General features: G+C 25.6%; 16 protein-coding genes. 15 read left to right on the top strand and 1 reads right to left on the bottom strand.

Going from position 1 to position 19,323, the window contains the following annotated elements:
* The first annotated feature begins 31 nt into the window (after positions 1–31).
* The 14 genes from AAHM77_RS01735 (at position 32) to AAHM77_RS01670 (ending at position 18,012) form a co-directional block, all read left to right on the top strand.
* A complete protein-coding gene (locus AAHM77_RS01735) occupies positions 32–619 on the top strand; it encodes a hypothetical protein (protein ID WP_342252417.1) in 588 nt (195 codons plus the stop codon).
* Between the two features lie 522 nt (positions 620–1,141).
* Positions 1,142–2,671, top strand: a complete 1,530-nt coding sequence (rny, locus tag AAHM77_RS01730) for a ribonuclease Y (RefSeq protein WP_342252416.1) — start codon at positions 1,142–1,144, stop codon at positions 2,669–2,671.
* Positions 2,672–2,704: 33 nt separating this feature from the next.
* Positions 2,705–3,307: a hypothetical protein gene (locus AAHM77_RS01725; protein ID WP_342252415.1), complete on the top strand. Its 603-nt coding sequence runs from the start codon at positions 2,705–2,707 to the stop codon at positions 3,305–3,307.
* A gap of 104 nt (positions 3,308–3,411) precedes the next feature.
* Entirely contained in the window at positions 3,412–4,767 is a 1,356-nt protein-coding gene (ffh, locus tag AAHM77_RS01720; RefSeq protein WP_342252414.1) for a signal recognition particle protein, read from the top strand.
* Positions 4,768–4,789: 22 nt separating this feature from the next.
* Positions 4,790–6,121 (top strand): methylenetetrahydrofolate--tRNA-(uracil(54)-C(5))-methyltransferase (FADH(2)-oxidizing) TrmFO, encoded by a 1,332-nt coding sequence (gene trmFO, locus AAHM77_RS01715; protein ID WP_342252413.1) that lies wholly within the window; start codon positions 4,790–4,792, stop codon positions 6,119–6,121.
* 12 nt (positions 6,122–6,133) lie between these two features.
* Positions 6,134–7,000, top strand: coding sequence for a DUF1295 domain-containing protein (locus tag AAHM77_RS01710; RefSeq protein ID WP_342252412.1), 867 nt, complete (start codon positions 6,134–6,136; stop codon positions 6,998–7,000).
* Between the two features lie 19 nt (positions 7,001–7,019).
* A complete protein-coding gene (locus AAHM77_RS01705) occupies positions 7,020–8,432 on the top strand; it encodes an aldehyde dehydrogenase family protein (RefSeq protein ID WP_342252411.1) in 1,413 nt (470 codons plus the stop codon).
* Positions 8,433–8,459: 27 nt separating this feature from the next.
* Entirely contained in the window at positions 8,460–10,283 is a 1,824-nt protein-coding gene (locus tag AAHM77_RS01700; protein ID WP_342252410.1) for a hypothetical protein, read from the top strand.
* Positions 10,267–12,144: a hypothetical protein gene (locus AAHM77_RS01695; RefSeq protein ID WP_342252409.1), complete on the top strand. Its 1,878-nt coding sequence runs from the start codon at positions 10,267–10,269 to the stop codon at positions 12,142–12,144. The genes AAHM77_RS01700 and AAHM77_RS01695 overlap by 17 nt, the downstream gene beginning before the upstream one ends.
* A gap of 50 nt (positions 12,145–12,194) precedes the next feature.
* A complete protein-coding gene (locus tag AAHM77_RS01690; protein ID WP_342252408.1) occupies positions 12,195–12,554 on the top strand; it encodes a hypothetical protein in 360 nt (119 codons plus the stop codon).
* Between the two features lie 96 nt (positions 12,555–12,650).
* On the top strand, positions 12,651–13,703 hold the full coding sequence (gene rpsB, locus AAHM77_RS01685) for a 30S ribosomal protein S2 (RefSeq protein ID WP_342252407.1): 1,053 nt from the start codon (positions 12,651–12,653) through the stop codon (positions 13,701–13,703).
* Positions 13,704–13,767: 64 nt separating this feature from the next.
* Positions 13,768–14,661 (top strand): translation elongation factor Ts, encoded by an 894-nt coding sequence (gene tsf / locus AAHM77_RS01680; RefSeq protein ID WP_342252406.1) that lies wholly within the window; start codon positions 13,768–13,770, stop codon positions 14,659–14,661.
* A gap of 18 nt (positions 14,662–14,679) precedes the next feature.
* Positions 14,680–15,273, top strand: a complete 594-nt coding sequence (locus AAHM77_RS01675; protein WP_342252405.1) for a hypothetical protein — start codon at positions 14,680–14,682, stop codon at positions 15,271–15,273.
* Between the two features lie 117 nt (positions 15,274–15,390).
* On the top strand, positions 15,391–18,012 hold the full coding sequence (locus AAHM77_RS01670; protein ID WP_342252404.1) for a DEAD/DEAH box helicase family protein: 2,622 nt from the start codon (positions 15,391–15,393) through the stop codon (positions 18,010–18,012).
* A 48-nt stretch (positions 18,013–18,060) separates the two neighbouring features.
* Here AAHM77_RS01670 and AAHM77_RS01665 read toward each other — a convergent pair whose 3' ends face one another.
* Complete coding sequence (locus AAHM77_RS01665) at positions 18,061–18,762, bottom strand: hypothetical protein (RefSeq protein WP_342252403.1); 702 nt, start codon at positions 18,760–18,762, stop codon at positions 18,061–18,063.
* A gap of 141 nt (positions 18,763–18,903) precedes the next feature.
* Between AAHM77_RS01665 and AAHM77_RS01660 the strand changes: the two genes are divergently transcribed.
* Entirely contained in the window at positions 18,904–19,293 is a 390-nt protein-coding gene (locus tag AAHM77_RS01660) for a hypothetical protein (RefSeq protein WP_342252402.1), read from the top strand.
* The last annotated feature ends 30 nt before the right edge of the window (positions 19,294–19,323 follow it).

Genomic DNA, 19,323 nt, shown 5'->3' with positions numbered 1-19,323 from the left:
TCTTTTTTGATTTTTCTTAACTGGTGTTTTTATGAAAAATTTTGTTGGTGTTAAAACCTCGGGTTTTAAACATATTTTTGAAGTTGCTTTTATTGCACTGTTTTCCGCATTATTATTTATCTTAAATTTTACAATTGCATGAATTCCTAATGTGGAATTAGGGACTACATTAATGATGATATGTGCAATCTCGTTTAAAAAAAGAGTTTCTTTTGGAATCGTTAATGTTTATTGCTTATTAAATCTAATATTTTACGGAACTAATGATGACAACCTAATGTATTTTGTCGTCTTCAATTTATATGCTGCTATTATGTATTTATTAAAAAATTTTTTAATAAATAATAAATTTTACTTTATTTTAATTGTCGCTATTTTTGGTTATTCTTTTGGTTCATGGTTTGCATTAGAAAAATGATGTTTATATGGAAAAACATTTGCTATTTCTTATTGATTTAATGGATTAATTTTTGATCTAATTCATGGAACAGCTAACTCTTTGATCAGTTTTGTATTGTATGATAAAGTATTAAAATTATTTAGTAATATCGAACAAGAGTATTTTTTTATTTTTAATAAAAATTTTACAAAAAAATATAAGCCAAAATATGTTATATAATACTAAACAAATTGTCTTAATTAAGGTTTTATTTTAAGTAAAATTAAACTTTTAATAAGCAGTTTGTTTAAAATCTTTAAACAAACTGCTTAAAGATTTAAATGACATAATAAGAATTTAATATATTGCATTATTTAATAATGAAAAATGAAACATTAGTAAAAACACAAAAAATAATTGTTGCTGAATATTGTCTGTTAAAAAATATAAATAAACAAATAGCTATTGTTGTGTTTCAATCGTTATATGGTAAATAGTTGTAAAATCTTTTTCATAGTGCATATTTTAATAATTAAATTTTTACTATGAAAAAACATAAGATAATGTTAGAAAAATTTATAGATTATTAAGTAAATTTTAATAAAACAAATAAAAACCACTTTTTAAAAGTGGTTTTTATTTGTTTATATTGAATGAAACTGTAATAAATTGTTGGAATAAAATTTAAATAAAAGTATACTAAAATTGTATTTTTTAATTAAAAAATTAATTCCTTTCTTTTAGAATAAAGAGAGGTTCCGAATGAATAATTATATATGAATAACAATATTATTATTAGCAATTATGGTCAGTTTTGCCATTGGTTTTTTAAGTTATTTTTATTTTAAAAAAAGTCAAATAAATAAATTTAATAATAAAATTGAAGAATCAAAACAAAAAGCACAAGCAATTGTTAACACAGCTATTGCAGATGCTAAATTGTTTACTTCAAAAGAAATGACTGATTTTGAAACTAAATTATCTTTAAAATATTTAGAATGAGAAAAAACTGATAAATATTATGAAACAAAATTAAAAAATCTTAATGAGCGTGAAAAAGACATGGATCATAAAGACAAGGAATTAATTTTTAAAAAAAACGAATTAAAACAAGAAATTGAAAAATATAGTTTAAAAAGAGATGAAGTGATAATGCATTTAGAAAAAATTGCTACTTTTTCCAAAGCAGAAGCTAAGTCTTTTTTAATTAATGAAATTAAGAATAAAACTCAATTAGAATTAAATAAATATTTAAAAGAGTATGAAGTTAAATTGCGATCTGAATCTAAAAAAATGTCTACAAATATTTTAGTTCAATCTATGGAAAGATATACTCCAGAAATCATTTTAGAAAACACAATTTCTATTATTAAATTGCCTAATGATGATTTAAAATCTCGTATCATAGGTCGTGAAGGTAGAAATATTAAATCATTTCAAAAAATTACAGGTGTAGACTTAATTGTCGATGAAGATAAAGAAGTGGTGAAAATTTCTTGTTTTAATCCTATCAGAAGAGAAATTGCCAAATTAACTTTAGAGAAATTAATTGAAAATGGAAATATTCAACCAATCAGCATCGAAGAAACTGCAAAAGTTATTCAAGAAGATATCGATAATGTTATTTTGGAAACTGGTAAAGATATTGCAAATAGTTTGGGTATAACTGATTTCAATATAGAAATAATTGAAAATTTAGGTAAATTAAAATACCGTACAAGTTTTGGTCAAAATGTTTTGATGCATTCTGTTGAAGTTGCAAAATTAACGGGAACCATTGCTGCTGAATTGGGTTTATCTTCTGAGATTGGGAAACGTGCTGGTTTATTGCACGATATCGGTAAAGCAGTTGATTCTGAAGAAATCGGTTCACATGTTACCTTAGGGATTGAAATTGCTAAGAGAAATAATGAAAGTGACATAATAATTAACGCGATACATTCACACCATGGTGAAGTTAAACCGAACAATGTTTATTCTAGATTAGTTGTAATTGCAGATACATTGTCAGCGTCTAAACCGGGTTCTCGTAATAATAGTATTGAAAAATTTTTCACAAGAATGAAAGAACTTGAAGATACTTGTTTAAAATTTTCTGGTGTAAAAAAAGCTTATGTATTTAAGTCAGGGCATCAAATTCAAGTGATTGTTGATCCTAAGATGGTCAGCGAAAACAAATTATTATTGCTGTCTGGTAAATTGGAAGAAGAAATTAAAAAAACAAAAAACATTCCAGGTGATATTAACATCACGATCATAAGAGAAACTATTGTAAAAGCTAAAGTGATATAAAAATGCATTTTACAATGAAGGTTTAAAAAATTTATGCGTAATTTTGTTGGGGCAAGAAGCAAAAATTTTGAATTAATTTTTCAAATAATATTTGCCACATTATTATCATCATTATTAATTTTGACTAATTTTTTATTAATACCGATTCCTGGGTTAGAAGTAACAACTTTTATTCTGATGTTAATGACCATTGTTTTTAAAAAAAGTTTTAGCTTACTTCTTATAAACATCTATTGTTTTTTAGATTTACTTGTTTGATGAAATGATGAAAGCATTATTTATTTTTTCATTTTTAATTTATATTTTCTAATTTGTTATTTTTTAAAAAATCAGTTATTAAAAAATAAGTATTTTTTTATGTTTGTTTTATCAATTATGGGTTATACATTTAGTTTATTAATGACACTTGGCAAATGAATTATATTCGGTAAAAGTTACGCAGTTTATTATTTAACTACGCATGTAATTGCTATTTTCATTCACGGTACTACGAATGGAATTATTGTATTTTTTACATATAATAAAATTTTAAACTTTTTAAAAACATTAGAACATGAATATTTTTTCATTTTCAATGAATATTTTTTAAAAAAATATTCATTGAAAACATCAACCTTTGTTTTTCAAGAAACATAATAAAGATGTATAATATATTTTGAATTGTTATAATTTATAATTTAAAAATAATTTTTGAAAAATTTTATAAAATTATACTAATGAAATAAAAGGGATATTTACATATGTTTGGTAATTTTTTAGCAAAACGATTAAATAAATCAATTACAAAAAATTTAAATAAATCAACATTGAACGATAATTCAATTGATAAAGCTATTGATGAAATTCGTTTAGTTTTATTAGAATCAGACGTTAATAATGAAGTTGTTAAAGATTTAATTAAAAATATTAGAAAAAAAGCAGAAGGCCAATTTATTTTAAAAGGCTTAAAACCTTCTGAAATGTTGATTAAAATTGTTCATGAAGAAATAATTGATATTTTAGGAAAAAATAAAATTGATATTAATTTTCACGGTAATCCTTCTATAGTTATGATGGTAGGACTGCAAGGTTCTGGTAAAACAACAACTACTGGTAAAATAGCGAATTTAGTTGCTAAAAAATATAGCAAAAAACCATTGCTAGTAGCGTGTGACATTTATCGTCCAGCTGCTATCGAACAGTTAAAAGTTATAGGTAATAAATTAAATATTCCGGTTTTTGAAAAAGGTACTCAAGATCCAGTTAAAACAACAGTTGAAGCTGTAGAATATGCTAAAAAAAACAATCATGATTTAGTTTTATTTGATACTGCTGGTCGTTTACATATTGATGAAAAATTAATGAATGAATTGAAACAAATTCAAATTAAAACAAAACCTCAGGAAATTTTGTTAGTTGTAGATGGAATGACAGGTCAAGATATTATAAATGTAACCAAAAGTTTTAATGATTTGCTGAAATTATCTGGTGTTGTGGTTACTAAACTGGATGGTGATGAAAGAGGAGGAGTAGTATTATCTATTCGTCATTTAACAGGATTACCAATTAAATTTATCGGAACTGGTGAAAATACAAAAGATATTGAATTTTTTTACCCAGATAGAATGGCGGACCGTTTACTGGGATTAGGTGATGTTAAAACCTTGGTTGAAAAAGTTCAAGAAAATGTAGACGAGAGAACATTCAAGGACACAATGCAAAGAATGATGTCTGGTCAATTTGATCTTCAAGATTTATTAAATCAAATGCGTCAAATAGGAAAAATGGGGAAACTAGGTGGAATAGCAAAAATGATTCCCGGGGCACCGAAAATAGATTCTAGCAAAATTGTAGATGGTGAAAAAAAATTAAGAATTGCAGAAATATTGATTACCTCTATGACGATGAGAGAACGTCGTGAGCCTAGATTATTGAAACATTTAAGTAGAAAAGAAAGAATAATAAAAGGTTCAGGCAGAACTTTAAAGGAATATAATGAATTAATTAATCAGTTTGAAAAAACTAAAAAACAAGTAGATTTAATGGTGAAAAATTTACGTCAAGGTAGAATGCCGAATATTCCAGGGATGGGAGGTTTAGGAGGTTTAGGTTTTTAATTAAACCTTTAACTTTTAAATAATGATAAGAAATAAAACTGTAAATGTAATCGGGGCTGGTTTAAGTGGTTGTGAAGCTGCCTATCAACTTGCCGAACGAGGTTATAAAGTAAATTTATACGAAGTCAAAAGACTTAAAAAAAATGAAGTCCAGAAAACTAATAATTTAGCTGAATTGGTTTGTTCAAATTCTTTACGTAGCAACAACATAACAAATGCTGTGGGTTTATTAAAAAAAGAGATGCAATTATTTGATTCCTTAATAATTAAAGTCGCCTTACAAACATCAGTCCCGGCAGGTGGTTCGTTAGCTGTGGATCGTGAAAATTTTAGTGCACAAATCACAAAAATTATAGAAGGGCACTGTAATATTAATTTAATTAATCAAGAATTTATTGATGTTAATATATTAAAAACAGAACCAACAATAATCGCAACAGGTCCACTAACAACTGCTAAATTACAAAAAAATATTCAAGATTTTTTAGGAAAAGATTATTTTTATTTCTATGACGCTGTTGCTCCAATAGTAAAAAAAGAAAGTATCGATTTTTCAAAAGCTTACTATAAGTCTAGATATAGTAAAGAATCAGATAGTGATGATTATATTAATTGTCCTATGGATAAAAAACAGTTTAAAAACTTTTACCAAAATTTAGTTTCAGCTGAAACAATTGAACTCAAAGAATTTGAAAAAGAAATTTTTTTCGAAGGTTGTATGCCCGTAGAACAATCAGCTAAAAGAAATTTCAAAACTTTACTTTTCGGAAACATGAAACCGGTAGGTTTAGATAAACCTAATGGAACAAAAAATTTTGCAGTAGTTCAACTAAGACAAGATAATGCCATTAATTCACTTTATAATATTGTTGGTTTCCAAACTAATTTAAAATGACCAGAGCAAGACCGTGTTTTTAAAATGATACCCGGTTTAGAAAATGCTGAGTTTGTTAGATATGGTGTGATGCATAAAAATAATTTTATAAATTCACCCACTTTATTGAATAAACATTTACAATTAAAAAAACAAAAAAATATTTTTTTTATTGGACAAATCACTGGCGTTGAAGGGTATGTTGAGTCGACTGCCACTGGAATAATTGGTGCTTTAAATTGTATTAATTTTATTGAAAAAAAAGAGATGTTATTTATTCCTGAGACATCTGTCATGGGTTCTTTGGTGAATTATATTATTAATTCTAGTGCTAAAAATTTTCAACCAATGAAAGCTAATTTCGGCATACTGCCTGATGTTTCAAATAAGGTAAAATTTAAAAGTAAACAGGAAAAAAATCAGGCATATTACGAAAGGTCTATGACAGATTTAAAACATTTTATTAAATATAAAATTTAGAAGGGTTCTATTATGTTTATTCTTTATACATTTTTAATTAGTTTAGGGATTAATTTATTATTTTTTATTTTCGCTTATACATTTAAATCTGATAAATTTACTGATATCACTTACTCATTGTCTTTTATTTTAATTGCTTTAATTTTAATGATTTGAAACCAGGCATACTCATGATTTCAAATTAGCATTTTTATTATCACCACACTGTGAGCGATAAGGTTAGGTAGTTATTTATTAATAAGAATTATGAAAACTAAAGTTGATCATCGTTTTGATAATATGAGAGATCATTTTTGAAAATTTTTAGGATTTTGATTGCTTCAAGCAACTTCGGTGTTTTTAATTATAATTCCAGCAGCTTTTTGTTTTTCTTATAATAATGATTATTTTAATGAGTTTAATTATTATTCAATGATACCTTTAGCAATAGCGCTACTAGGTTTAATTTACGAAACTGTTGCTGATATTCAAAAATATAAATTTAAAAATAAGTATCCTAAAGACTTTATTAATATAGGTTTGTGAAAACAATCACGCCATCCTAATTATTTTGGTGAAATTATTTTTTGGTATAGTGTTTGTACAGCGATTATTTTAAATATGTTACTAAATGTTTCTAATCAGTCTATAACAAATACAAACGATTTACTGTGGACATTATCTTTATTTTTATCACCATTGTATATTCAAATGCTACTAATATTTTTATCAGGTGTACCTTTACTTGAGAAGTCTACTTACAAAAAATATGGTAGTTCAAAAGATTATGAAAATTATGTAAAACATACAAGTTGTGTTATTCCTTATTTTGGTAAAAAAGGTCATATTCTAATTGTTAAAAATAAAATTAAAATAATTGATGATATAAAAAATAAGTAAAAAGAAATAGAGGTCTAATATGTACGAAGGTAAATGTTTAATTAATGGTGAATTAAAAACTGCTAAAGAAAATATTGAAATTATTTCACCTATAGATAATAAAAAATGCGGTTGTGTTCCAGCGATGAAAGATTCGGATATTATTGAAGTTTTTAAATGTGCTCAGAAAGCTCAAAAAGATTGAGAAAAAAAATATTCATTGAATGAGAGAATTGAGTTATTAAATAATTTTAAAATACTTTTGATTGCAAATTCTTCGAAATTGAGTGAATTGATGTCTTTTGAAATAGCTAAATCATTGAAAGATAGTGCGAAAGAAATCGAAAGAACAATTCAATATATTGATGAAACCATCCAGGCTATAAAATTAATGGAATTAAAAGCATTAAAAGATAATTCAATTGAAAATAAATTTGGTTTATTTAAAAGAGTGGCAAAAGGCGTGATTTTGGCGATATCACCGTTTAATTATCCAGTAAATTTGTCTATCAGCAAAATTGCCCCAGCATTAGTCACAGGTAATACCGTTGTATTTAAACCAGCTACACAAGGAAGTTTAACTGGTACTTTTTTAGCGGATTTATTCTATCAAGCCAAATTTCCAAAAGGTGTTATTAATGTTATTACTGGCAAAGGAAGAGATATTGGAGATTCTTTAGTTACTAATGAAAATATTGATTTAATTTCCTTTACTGGTTCAGCGACTATTGGTAACAGAATAAAAAAACTATCAAATGGAAAAGAGTTAGTTTTAGAATTAGGTGGTAAAGATCCCGCACTTGTTTTAGCTGATGCTGATTTAGAAAAAACTGCAAATGAAATTGTAGGTGGGGCCTTTAGTTATTCAGGTCAGAGATGCACAGCAATCAAAAGAGTTTTAGTAGAAGACACGATCGCCGATAAACTAGTTGTTAAATTATTAGAAAAAGTAAAAAAATTATCAGTAGGTTCTCCATTGGAAAATAAAGACATCACCCCGGTGATAGATATGGCAACTGTTGATTTGGTTAAAGATTTAATTGAAGACGTTAAAAAACATGGTGGTAAAATATTAACTAACATAAATATTTCAAAAAATTTAATTAGCCCCATTTTAGTTGATATGGTTTCTATTAAATCTAAATTAGCTTGAATAGAGCCGTTTGCTCCAATACTACCAATAATCAGAGTAAAAACTACAGATGAAATGATTAAAATTGCCAACGATTCAATTTATGCACTACAAGCATCTGTATTTACCGAAAATATAAATCAAGCATTTTCATTAGCCGATAAATTAGATTGCGGTACTGTACATATAAATTCAAAAACCCAACGTGGTCCAGATTTATTTCCTTTCTTAGGTATTAAAGATTCTGGTCAGGGTGTGCAAGGTATTATTGATACATTAAAATCTGTAACCAGACCAAAGGGTATAGTTGTTACTTATTAATTTTATTTACGAAAGAATTAAATAATTATGAAAAATTATTCTCAAAATTTAAAAGAAGAATTTTCTGAAACAATTTCAAAATCAACATTTACATTAATAAAAGCAATCTGCATTAGTCTTGTTGCTTTTTTATATGGTTTCTTTTGTGTTTTAGCTTATTGAGATCCGATTGGTAATGCGTATAAATTGCCAATTGCTATAGTGAATAACGATAGCGGAAAAATGGTGGACGATGTATTGAAATTATTGATTACTGATCCAATAGATAATACTATTGAAATCAAAAATGCAGATATTGATGTTAAAGCTAAATATATAACTAATTACCAACAAGATGATATTGATAATTATTGGAATCAAATTATTATTCCAGAAACATATTCTTCAGATTTAGGGAATATCTTTAAGGCTTTTGATCAAGTTTTACTTAATCCTAATGTCCCAGAAACCAAAATTGTGTTAAAAGATTCCATTCTAGTCGTATTAGGAAAAACATTTAATAATTTAAGCACTTTACCAACTGGGGTAGATAATTTTGGGTTGCAAGATAATTATGATTATTCACAACACATGATCACATTACAATCTTCTTATGAACCTAATTTTATCAATGGTGAGTTTATGCTTGTCTTTGATAATTTAAAGTCTGCACTTGCCATTCAATTAATACCAAATTTAGTCACTGGTATTATTTTTGATTCAGGCATTAAACTGACGAGTGAAGATATACAAAAATATAATTTAGATCCACATAATAATTATGCTAGTGATTCTGAAATTGATCTTATAGAACAAATTTTAGAGGGTATAAAAAACATTATAGATAATCCAGAATTAGATAATTTTTTTGATTCTTTAATTAGTGATTTTAAAAGCATTGATTCTCATTTGTGAAATAATCCAATTTTAATTTTAGACAATGGTGAAAAAATTATTTCTCAGGCGCAAATGAATCAGAATATGGGTGAATTTATTAGTATTAACATTTTGCCGGCAAATCCAGGTAGTTTTATATCAGTTGATATTACAGGGGTAGAAAATTCTAATTACGGTATTGGTCTAGGGGAATTCTTTTTATTAATTGCAATTTGAGTTTCGGCACTAATTCAGACTTTTATTTTTAAACGAGAATATTTAAGTAAAAATAAATTAAATTATTATGCTAGTTTCTTTTCTAAATATTCCTTATTTTTAGGTATGTCTTTTTTACAAACCACTTTTTTAATGATTGGTGTTTTAAGTATTGGTTTTAGTTATCTAGGGACCACCTTTTTTCTATATTATTTATGAATGATGTTTGCCACATTTATAATTAGTACTATTGTTTTTAGTTTATGAATGACATTTAGTGAAGAAAACATTGGTAAATTTGTTGCTGTCATTTATATGATTTTTAATTTATGTGCAGGTTGAGGAACTTTTCCTTCATTTATGCAAAGTGGTTTTTTTAATTTTATTAGTTATATTTGTCCATTTAAATACATAATTCATGGAGAAGGCTCTATTTTGTATGATGTTTTTTACTTTGGACACTCCAATATAGCAACTCAACTTTTATTTTCTTTATTAAGCATTTTGTTATTATTTGTAATTGTGTTATTGCCAATAAGTGTCTTTGCCTCTAAAAAAAGAATGTTTTATAAGGATTTTGGAACTTATAAAAAACAACAAATTTATTTAGCAATTAAAGATGAAAACCTAGAAGAGTTGATTATTGATGACAAGTTAAATATTAAACAAAAATTTATTGGTAAAATTGATTATAAAAATATGAATGATGAACAAATAAATTTAATACAACAAAAAATATCGAAAGATAAAGAGGAGAAAACAAATGACAAAAAATTCTAATATTATTTATGAAGAATTTAAAGAGCAAGTATTTCGTAATAAAAAGCAAATGATTAAAGTTGTCGGTCTATTGTTTATCGCTTTTTTATATGGTTTTATTACAATTTGTGCCTTTTGAAACCCTTTAGAGAATTTTGATCAAATTCCTGCTGCTATTTTAGATCTATCAGAACCAACATGTTTGTCTGTTAAAAACGGGTACATTGACTCAGAAGATATTGACCAAAATAGTTGTGAAAGCAATGGTGGTTACTGAGGTACAATGACTAGTCTCGAACTATCAACATTAATAGATAGCGATGGAATAATTAAAATTCAAGATGAAAGCTCTTCCTTAATATCTGCTAATTTTCAATACTTATCAGGAGAATCGGCTAAAACAGAATTAAATAATAATGATTATTGAGACAAACTAGTGATACCACCAGAATTCAATGACAACATAATTAATTTTTTAAATTGTATTTTATCTGTTACTGAAATTAACGCAACCCCTGGACATACTTATGAAGACTGACGCAGATCTTATGTCGATAATTTGAAGGTTTTAACAGGAGAAAAGGTGAACAATCAACCTCCACAACCAAACATTTTTAAAAACCCACAGAATGGTGATTATGTAGATCAAAATATAGTTTTTCAAGCATCATTAGAAAATAATTTTTTATCAATGTATTTTACTAATATTTTTTGTGAAATGATCAACCAGATATCACAGCAATATTTTCCTAAAATCTTAAATAGTTACTTTATTGATCAGTCATTAGATAATAAAGATTCTAATTTGATTGTTAAGTCCAATTACATGCAATTGGTTCAGTCTAATAAAATTAAGGATATTTCAGAAAATACTGATATTAAATTAAGTTTTCCATCTTTATCAATTATGTTAACTTGTTTACAAAATGATGAGATTGTTGATGCGTTGTTTGATGGTCAAAATAGTATTGAAGTAAATATTTTTGAACAAAATTTTAATGATGAAGTTTTAAACTATGCTTCTTTTGATTTAGGTGATTTAATTGCCGTTAATATTCAAGGAATGGAACACGATGAATATGGTATTGGTTTAGGTAAATTCTTCATCTGCATCGGTATTTTTGTAGGTGCCTTTATAATGACGGTAGTATTCACAAGAAAATTTGCCAATAATCAAAAAAGTGTTTGAAAAAATTATTTTGCAAAAATAGTATTGATGAATACTATTGGTTTTTTACAAGTCACTATTTTATTTTTAGGGATAACTGCAGTTGGTTTTTATGAATTAGGAGCATATTTATTGTTATTGTATCTCTGGGCATTATTTTCTGATTTTGTGTTTATCAACTTAATTTGTGGTTTTTGATTTTTAATACGTGATGAAACCTTTTCCAAACTAGCGATTATGGTAATTATTGTTATTTCTATTACAAGTTGTGGCGGAATTTTCCCGTCAGTCTTACAAAGTAATTTTTTTAATTTTATTGGCTACCTTTCACCATTTTTATTTTCTTTAAATGGTCAAAGCATCATTATATACGGAATATCTGTGTTAGGATCATCATCAATGTACGCCAATTTAATTTTAATTAACTTTGGATATTTAACAATATTCTGAGTATTCTTTGCTGGTATTAGTTATTTTGGTTTTTGGAAAAACCATCGAATTCGTTTATTCAGTACATATTCAAATAAAAAAACCCTTCAAGTAATTAAAGAATTAAAGTTTGAGCATCTCGTTGATGATAATAATAAAATTTTGTTTAATAAAATTTCTCAATCTGAATCAGAACAAATAAAACGTAAGATGTCAGAAAAATTTATTAGGATTAAGAAGAAAGAATATTTTTTCAGAGATATCACCGATAGAGAAATAACTTAATTTTTTTTAAATATTATAGTATAATATAAAAAAGATGTAGGCGGTAATTTATGAAAAAAGATGTAGTTGTCAATAAAAACCATGATTTAGAAACAATGTCATTTAGTGTAATTGAAAATGAATTAAATAATTTAATAACTTCATTAAATAATATAGACTTTGATATTACAGAATTGCAAGAAAGAATTGCTTTAGGTGGTAAATCCACTAAAGTAGATTTAGAAGATTTTGAAAGTGAAATTGCAAAATTAGATATTAAAATTCAGGAATTAAGTACGAAGGCAAATATTCATGATGTTTCTTTGTACTTGATATTTATAGAAGCGAAAATGATTTATCGAATTATTAAAGTAAGAATTGAGGACAGCAAAAAATTTATAGATCTTTATTCTAAAATAAAAAAAGATTAGTGATAATCTTTTTTTTAATTTGTATTAATTTATTTAATTGTTATAATTCATATGTTGATTTATTAAAGATTTAACATATTTATTGAAAACATATTGGTGAATTCAATTGTCGAGTGCTTTGTAGAAAGTGGTAATTGTTGGAAGCTAATAGAAGAAGATAACGAAAGAAAGAGGGACATGTATATGCCTAAACAATTAACTAGAGAAGAATTATGAGAAGTTGGTGCTCAATTCGGACATCAAACAAAAAGATGAAATCCAAAAATGAAACCATATATTTATGGAGTTAAAAATAAAGTTCATATTATGGATTTACACAAAACAATTTTACAATTTGATGAAATTTTTGAATTTTTTAAAACGTTAAATCCTAAAAAAGGAAAAATTTTATTTGTTGGAACTAAAAAAGCTTCTAAAGAAGCAGTTAGAGAAGCTGCTGAAAGAACAGATAATTTTTATGTTGACGAAAGATGATTAGGTGGTACCCTGACCAACCTAAAAACTATTAATAAACAAATTAAAAAATTATGGTCAATTGAAAGAGATCAAAAATCAGGTAAAACTGCACTCTTGACAAAGAAAGAACAGTTATTAATTTCTAAAAAATATGATAAATTAGAAAAATTTTTGGGTGGAATTAGACAAATGCGTGATATTCCTCAAGCACTTTTTGTAACAGATGTAGAAGCAGATATCATCGCTATTAAAGAAGCACACATATTAAATATTCCTGTAATTGGAATTTGTGATTCTAATGTAGATCCGGATTTGATTGACTATGTAATTCCAGCGAATGATGATCACTTCCGCTCAGTTAACTTTATCACTCAACACATTGCCGATCTTTATGCTGAAGCGATGGGAATGAAAATTGAACCACCAAAACCAATGCCTCCAAAAAAAGAATTTGTCCGTCCAAACAACTGACAAGACAGAAGAGGGCCAGTTAATCATATGCGTCATTCAGTAATTTCACAACAACCAAATTACTCTGCAGCTAAATCTAGTGTTATCACAAATGAAAATGTTAATGATTTTAATAAAATAAAATCTGCTGATAAAACTGTTAAATTGAATAATGACGAAGATAAACCTAAAACAGAAGCAAAACCCAAAGTTGCTGAAGTTAAAAATGCTGAAGAAAAATAATTTTTATAAATTGAGTAAATTAAATGTTTAACTAATCAATTTATTTATAAGAAAGGATATTATTATGGCAATTAAAATTGAATTAATAAAACAACTTAGAGAAACTACCGGTTCAGGGATGATGGATTGTAAAAAAGCGTTAGAAGAAACTGGTGGTAATTTAGATGAAGCCTTTAAATGATTAAGAGAAAAAGGGATCGCTAAGGCAGCTAAAAAAAGCGCGCGCATTGCAGCTGAAGGAATTGTAAAAATAATTGAAAATAAAAACAAAATTGCTTTATTTGAATTAAACACTGAAACTGATTTTGTGGCACAAAATAAACAATTTATTGAATTAACAGAAAAAGTTGCTAAATTAATTATTGCTAATGATACATGTGATGTATCTGCTATTTTGAAATTAAAAGATGGTGAAAATACTTTGGAAGACACTTTAATTCAAGCTGCTGCAACCATCGGTGAAAAAATCAGTCTAAGAAGAGTTGAAATGTTTACTAAATCAGGGAATGAAACATTCGGTGCTTACACTCATTTTAATAATCGTTCAGCATCAATTTTATTATTCGATAATAAAATTGATGAAACTGCAGTTAAAAATGTGGCGATGCATGTTACAGCGATGGACCCTAAGTTTATTAGCACAGATAATATTGATAATGAATTTAAGAAAAATGAAAAAGAAATCATTTTAAATGAAATTAAAAATGACCCAGTTAACTCAAAAAAACCAACTGCCATTTTAGAACGTATGGTTGAAGGTCGTTTGAATAAGCAGTTTATGACTTTATGTTTATTAAGTCAAAAATTTGTATTAGATGAATCACAAACAGTAGAACAATTTTTAAATAGTAAAAAAGTAAAATTATTAAAGATGGCAAGATTTGAAGTTGGTCAAGGTATTGAAAAACAAGAAGTAGATTTTGCGGCTGAAGTTGCTCAGCAAATGAAAAACGTATAATTTAAAGAGGTTATTATAATGCAATTATGATCAAGTGTTGGATCAGGTTTTACTGATAATGCTCAATTAATATCTTTAATTGTTATGACAATTTATGCACTTACTATAGAATTAATATTCTTTGTGTATTATTTTAAATTTATAAAAGATAAGACTTTAATAAAAAAACATATGGATAATAAGGCAGTATTATTTATTTCACTTTTATTAGTACCGATAATAGCCATTATTACCACTTGTTGAATTTTATATAATTCTACTGATAGTTATAAATATGAAACAACTTTAATTGTTTTGACAATAATAGGTTTTTTATTCCCATTTGCATTAACGATATATATATTAGTTGGTGTGCAGTATATTGCTGTTGGAATCAGTGGAGAAAATTTTTACTTATTAGGTGAAAAAATAAGCATTAGTAATATCACTAATTTAAAATTTGATACATTATCTAAAAAGTATTTTCTATGCTACAAAGATAAAAAGAATAAGAATGTTAAAAATATATCTTTTAAAAAAAATTCAAAGGTAGCAGAGTTTATTCTAGAGCATAAACAAATGTTAAACATTGACGAAATATACCAAACTACCAATTTAAAAGAGAACAATTAATTTTAAAGAAAAAAGACTTTATTTGATAAAGTCTTTTTTCTTTAAAATCATTGACTAGCTATTTATTTTCACTTCGTTTATAATCGTTTCACATTGGGACAATGAAGGAAAATATAAATGTTGAATAATGTATTATTGAATATTGATAAAAAAGAACGTAACTCTTTATATGAATTAGAATCAGAATTATTAGAGGCAAGTGAAGCATATTTAATATCACCATTTATATCGGGTAATTTTCTTAAAAAATTAAAAGAAATTATTAATAAAAATCATAATTTAAAACGTGTTAAAATTTTAACTTCATTATTTGATAACCAAGGTATTTATCTAGACTTGAAAGAGTTATTAAATTTATATAATGAATATAAAAAAAGTGATCTAAATTTAGAAATTAAAATTCAAATGTCAAATATAAAAAATGGCAAAAAAATTCACGCTAAAGTTTATCGAATGGTTAAGTATAATAATGAACTTAAATATCACCAATCAGTAATTTTAGGTTCATCAAATTTAACTATGGGCGGTTTAAGGGATAATGATGAAATAAATATTAAGTTAAATTCCCATGATCATAATCATGAAATTCTTAGAATTACAAAATATTTTAGTCAGTTGTGATCAGAACCTAACACTATTGAAATCAATGATGAAAACATAACAATAATTGAAAAAATAATTTTAATGAATGAAGATTTAAAATTTAAATGGTCTAAAATAATCGAAAAGTCTTTTGCAGAAAATGATTTAAATTATAATGTTTTATCGACAGAAAATAGTTTTCATAAAGAAAAATTGCAACCTTATTGATATCAAGAACAAGCGATAAATAATATTAATATTGAAAATAGTAACAATTTAAACAAACATTTAATTGTTATGGCCACTGGAACAGGTAAAACAATGGTGGCTGCTTTTTATATTAAAGAAAATTTTAAAAGTAGTTTAAGTGATAAAAAATTTATTTTTGTTGCTCATCAAGTAGAATTATTAAAACAGGCATATAAATCATTTGCCAGCGTTTTACCGTCTGCTCAGTGCTTAAATAAAATGAAATTAATTGATGAAAAAATTTCATCAACTGATGATGAAATTTTACAAGAATACATTTCAGGCACTTCACTCTTTATAACGACTGTTAAATTAAAAAATTTTATTGATAACAATAAAAGTATTTGAAATCCTCATCATTTTGATGTTGCTTTTTTTGATGAAGCACATCATTATGCTGCCAAACAGTTTAAAATAGTGCTGAAAAGTTTTAAAAGTAAAATTATCGGCTTAACAGCAACTCCAAAAAGAATGGATAACCAACCGATTGGATTTGAAAATAATGATTACACTTATGAGTTAAATCTTATTGATGCAATCACATATAAGTTGTTATGTAATTATCAATACTTTTGTATTGGCGATGCCAATTTAAATTTAACTGAGGCAGATTTTAATAATAATAGTGAAATTTGAAAAAAAATTAATAGTGATAAAAAGAAAAATGATTTAATTTGAGATAATTTAAAAAAATATATTTCAGACTATAATCGTCCAAACATTAAGGCATTAGTTTTTTGTATAAACATTGAACATGCCACAAAAATAAATGATTTTCTCAATAAACAAAATCTAAATTCTGCTATCTTGAATTCAGAAGTAAGTTATTCAGAAAGAGAAAGACTTTTGAATCAATTTAGAAACACAAATAGTTTAAACTATTTGTGTGTAGTAGATATCCTAAATGAAGGAGTAGATATTCCTGAAATTAATTTAATAATTAGACTGAGACCCACAAATTCTGTAAGAATTTTTCTTCAACAACTAGGAAGAGGGTTTAGGAAAACAGTAGACAATAAAGTTTTAAGAGTATTAGATTTTATTCCTTATGTTGATTCTAAAAGTTTAAATTTTTATAATAATATTTTTAATAATATTTGTGTTAAAACTAATTTTAGTATAACTGAAAATGTTGATATTAATGAATCCTTCATTGAACCTGAAGGATGTAATATTAAATTTGACGAAGTTGCTGAAAAAATTATTGTAAGAGCCTTAGAGAACCATGCTAACGTTATTTCAAAGATCGAAATCGCTCCTAAACCTAGAAAAACAATTAAGACTTCAGAGGAATTTAATAAAGAATTTAATTTTGCTTTATTTAATTTCTGAAAAAATTGAGCCTTGTATTTAAAGGAAAAAGAAAGGACTCAAGATAAGCAACTGACTAGAACGAACAATAAAAATAATAATTATTTAATTGCTAAAAAAAGTTTATTCAAATTGAAAAATGCTATTTCAAATCATTTTGATAATGTAAATTGTGAATGATCAAAAGGTAGTGGTTATGTTCCTGAAATTAATCATTTAACTTTTATATATAATTATGGAAAAAAAATAAAATTCACACCAACAAAAGGTTTTTATTGTGCAATTCTTTTTAGTTTTAAAACTAATAAAATATTGTTTTCAATAATTCATGGAAATGATTCAAAAGAGGTTAAAAAAACCTCTTTTGAATCATATAGACAAAATGTTCTAAAATATATTAATTCAAATAACATTGTTTTTAATGATAATTTTGAACTAAAGGATTTAGGCGGTACAAATAGGGCCAAACAATATTCTAAATCGATGATTGTTTGTGAAAGTGTGCAAATTAAGTCATTAAATAATTTAAATTTTGAAGCTAAAATTTTAAGTTTATTAAATATATATAAAATAATTAAAAAGAATAAACTGATATAAAAACTAATAAAAAACACTCCATTAAGAAGTGTTTTTTAATTTACGCTGTTAGTTTTTTTTGTAGTAATCTTCAGCAGAACCATTCAAAAAACCACGTTTATCGTTTTCTTTTACAGCCACATTATTTTTTTGTTCTTTTAATCATGCAAACAATTTATTTAAATAACGTAAAAGTATATTTTGACCAATAACAAAATTCGCTATTATCGCATCATCTTTAGGGGTTAATTTTTTATCCTGAATCATATCTTTAGATTTTTGGATTAATTCTTTGATGATACCAATTTCTGTTTGGCCGATTTCTTGACCATTATTTGATTTTAAAATTTTATTTACATCTGGCAATAAAGGGGCAAACGCATCTTTATATTCTGGTTTTTCTAACACTTTTTTAATTTCAGTGTATTTATTGTGAAACATATCTACAATAATAGTGTTAATCGCAATATCTTTTTTTGTTTTTTGACTTTTTTCAATTTCTTTTGCAAATGAATTATTTATAAAAACATAACTGTTTGTATATAGAAAAACAGTGTTTAGCTTTACACGATCCTTAGGATCAATTTTTTCATTATTTTTAAAGAATTTTAAAACTTTATTAAATGAATCATTAGTGGGTTGTTTGACATCTAGCTCCCCGATTAACTCATCAACGTTTCATGAATGTTCTACAGCTTTAAATTTTTTGTTTAATTCGACAATATCATTATATAATTGTTCTGAAATAAATTCGAAAATAGGAATGTTCATATTTTAGTTCCTTCAATAAATAATTTATTATTAATATTATTATAGATATAATAATAACATATTATATCTATATCTTGAATTTTTATTTTAAAATATATAGTATATAATTTAATAAAATAAAAAGATATTTAGGAGATAACAATGTCAAAAAATAATGTTGCAAACACAACAGATGCAGGTTCTAAAAACACAACTTTAGTTAATCAAAAAGAAACTAACAAAATTTCTTCAAAAATAAAAATGACTAAAGAAGAATTTATTGAAAATACCAAATCTTTCAATAAATTTTATTTCATAATTTTTATAATTTGTGGGATTGTCAGTCTAGTAGGATTGTTGACAGTGATAATTGGTTTTTACTTGAGCGATGATGTTAAATTAATAATGTCAATTACTGGTGTTGTTTTATTAGCAGGTGGTTTTATAACTTTTTATGTAATAAATACAATCAAAAAAATCAAATATAATAATTTGATAGTAAAGTATGAATTAGATAAAGTTATCACCCCAGAAAATACAGAAACAAAATAATCTTTGTATATTATCTTTATAAAATAAAAA

The sequence above is a fragment of the Spiroplasma endosymbiont of Amphibalanus improvisus genome, assembly GCF_964030645.1.
Classification (GTDB): Bacteria; Bacillota_I; Bacilli_A; order Mycoplasmatales; family Mycoplasmataceae; genus CAXIPX01.
This window is presented reverse-complemented; position numbering and strand designations above follow the sequence as displayed.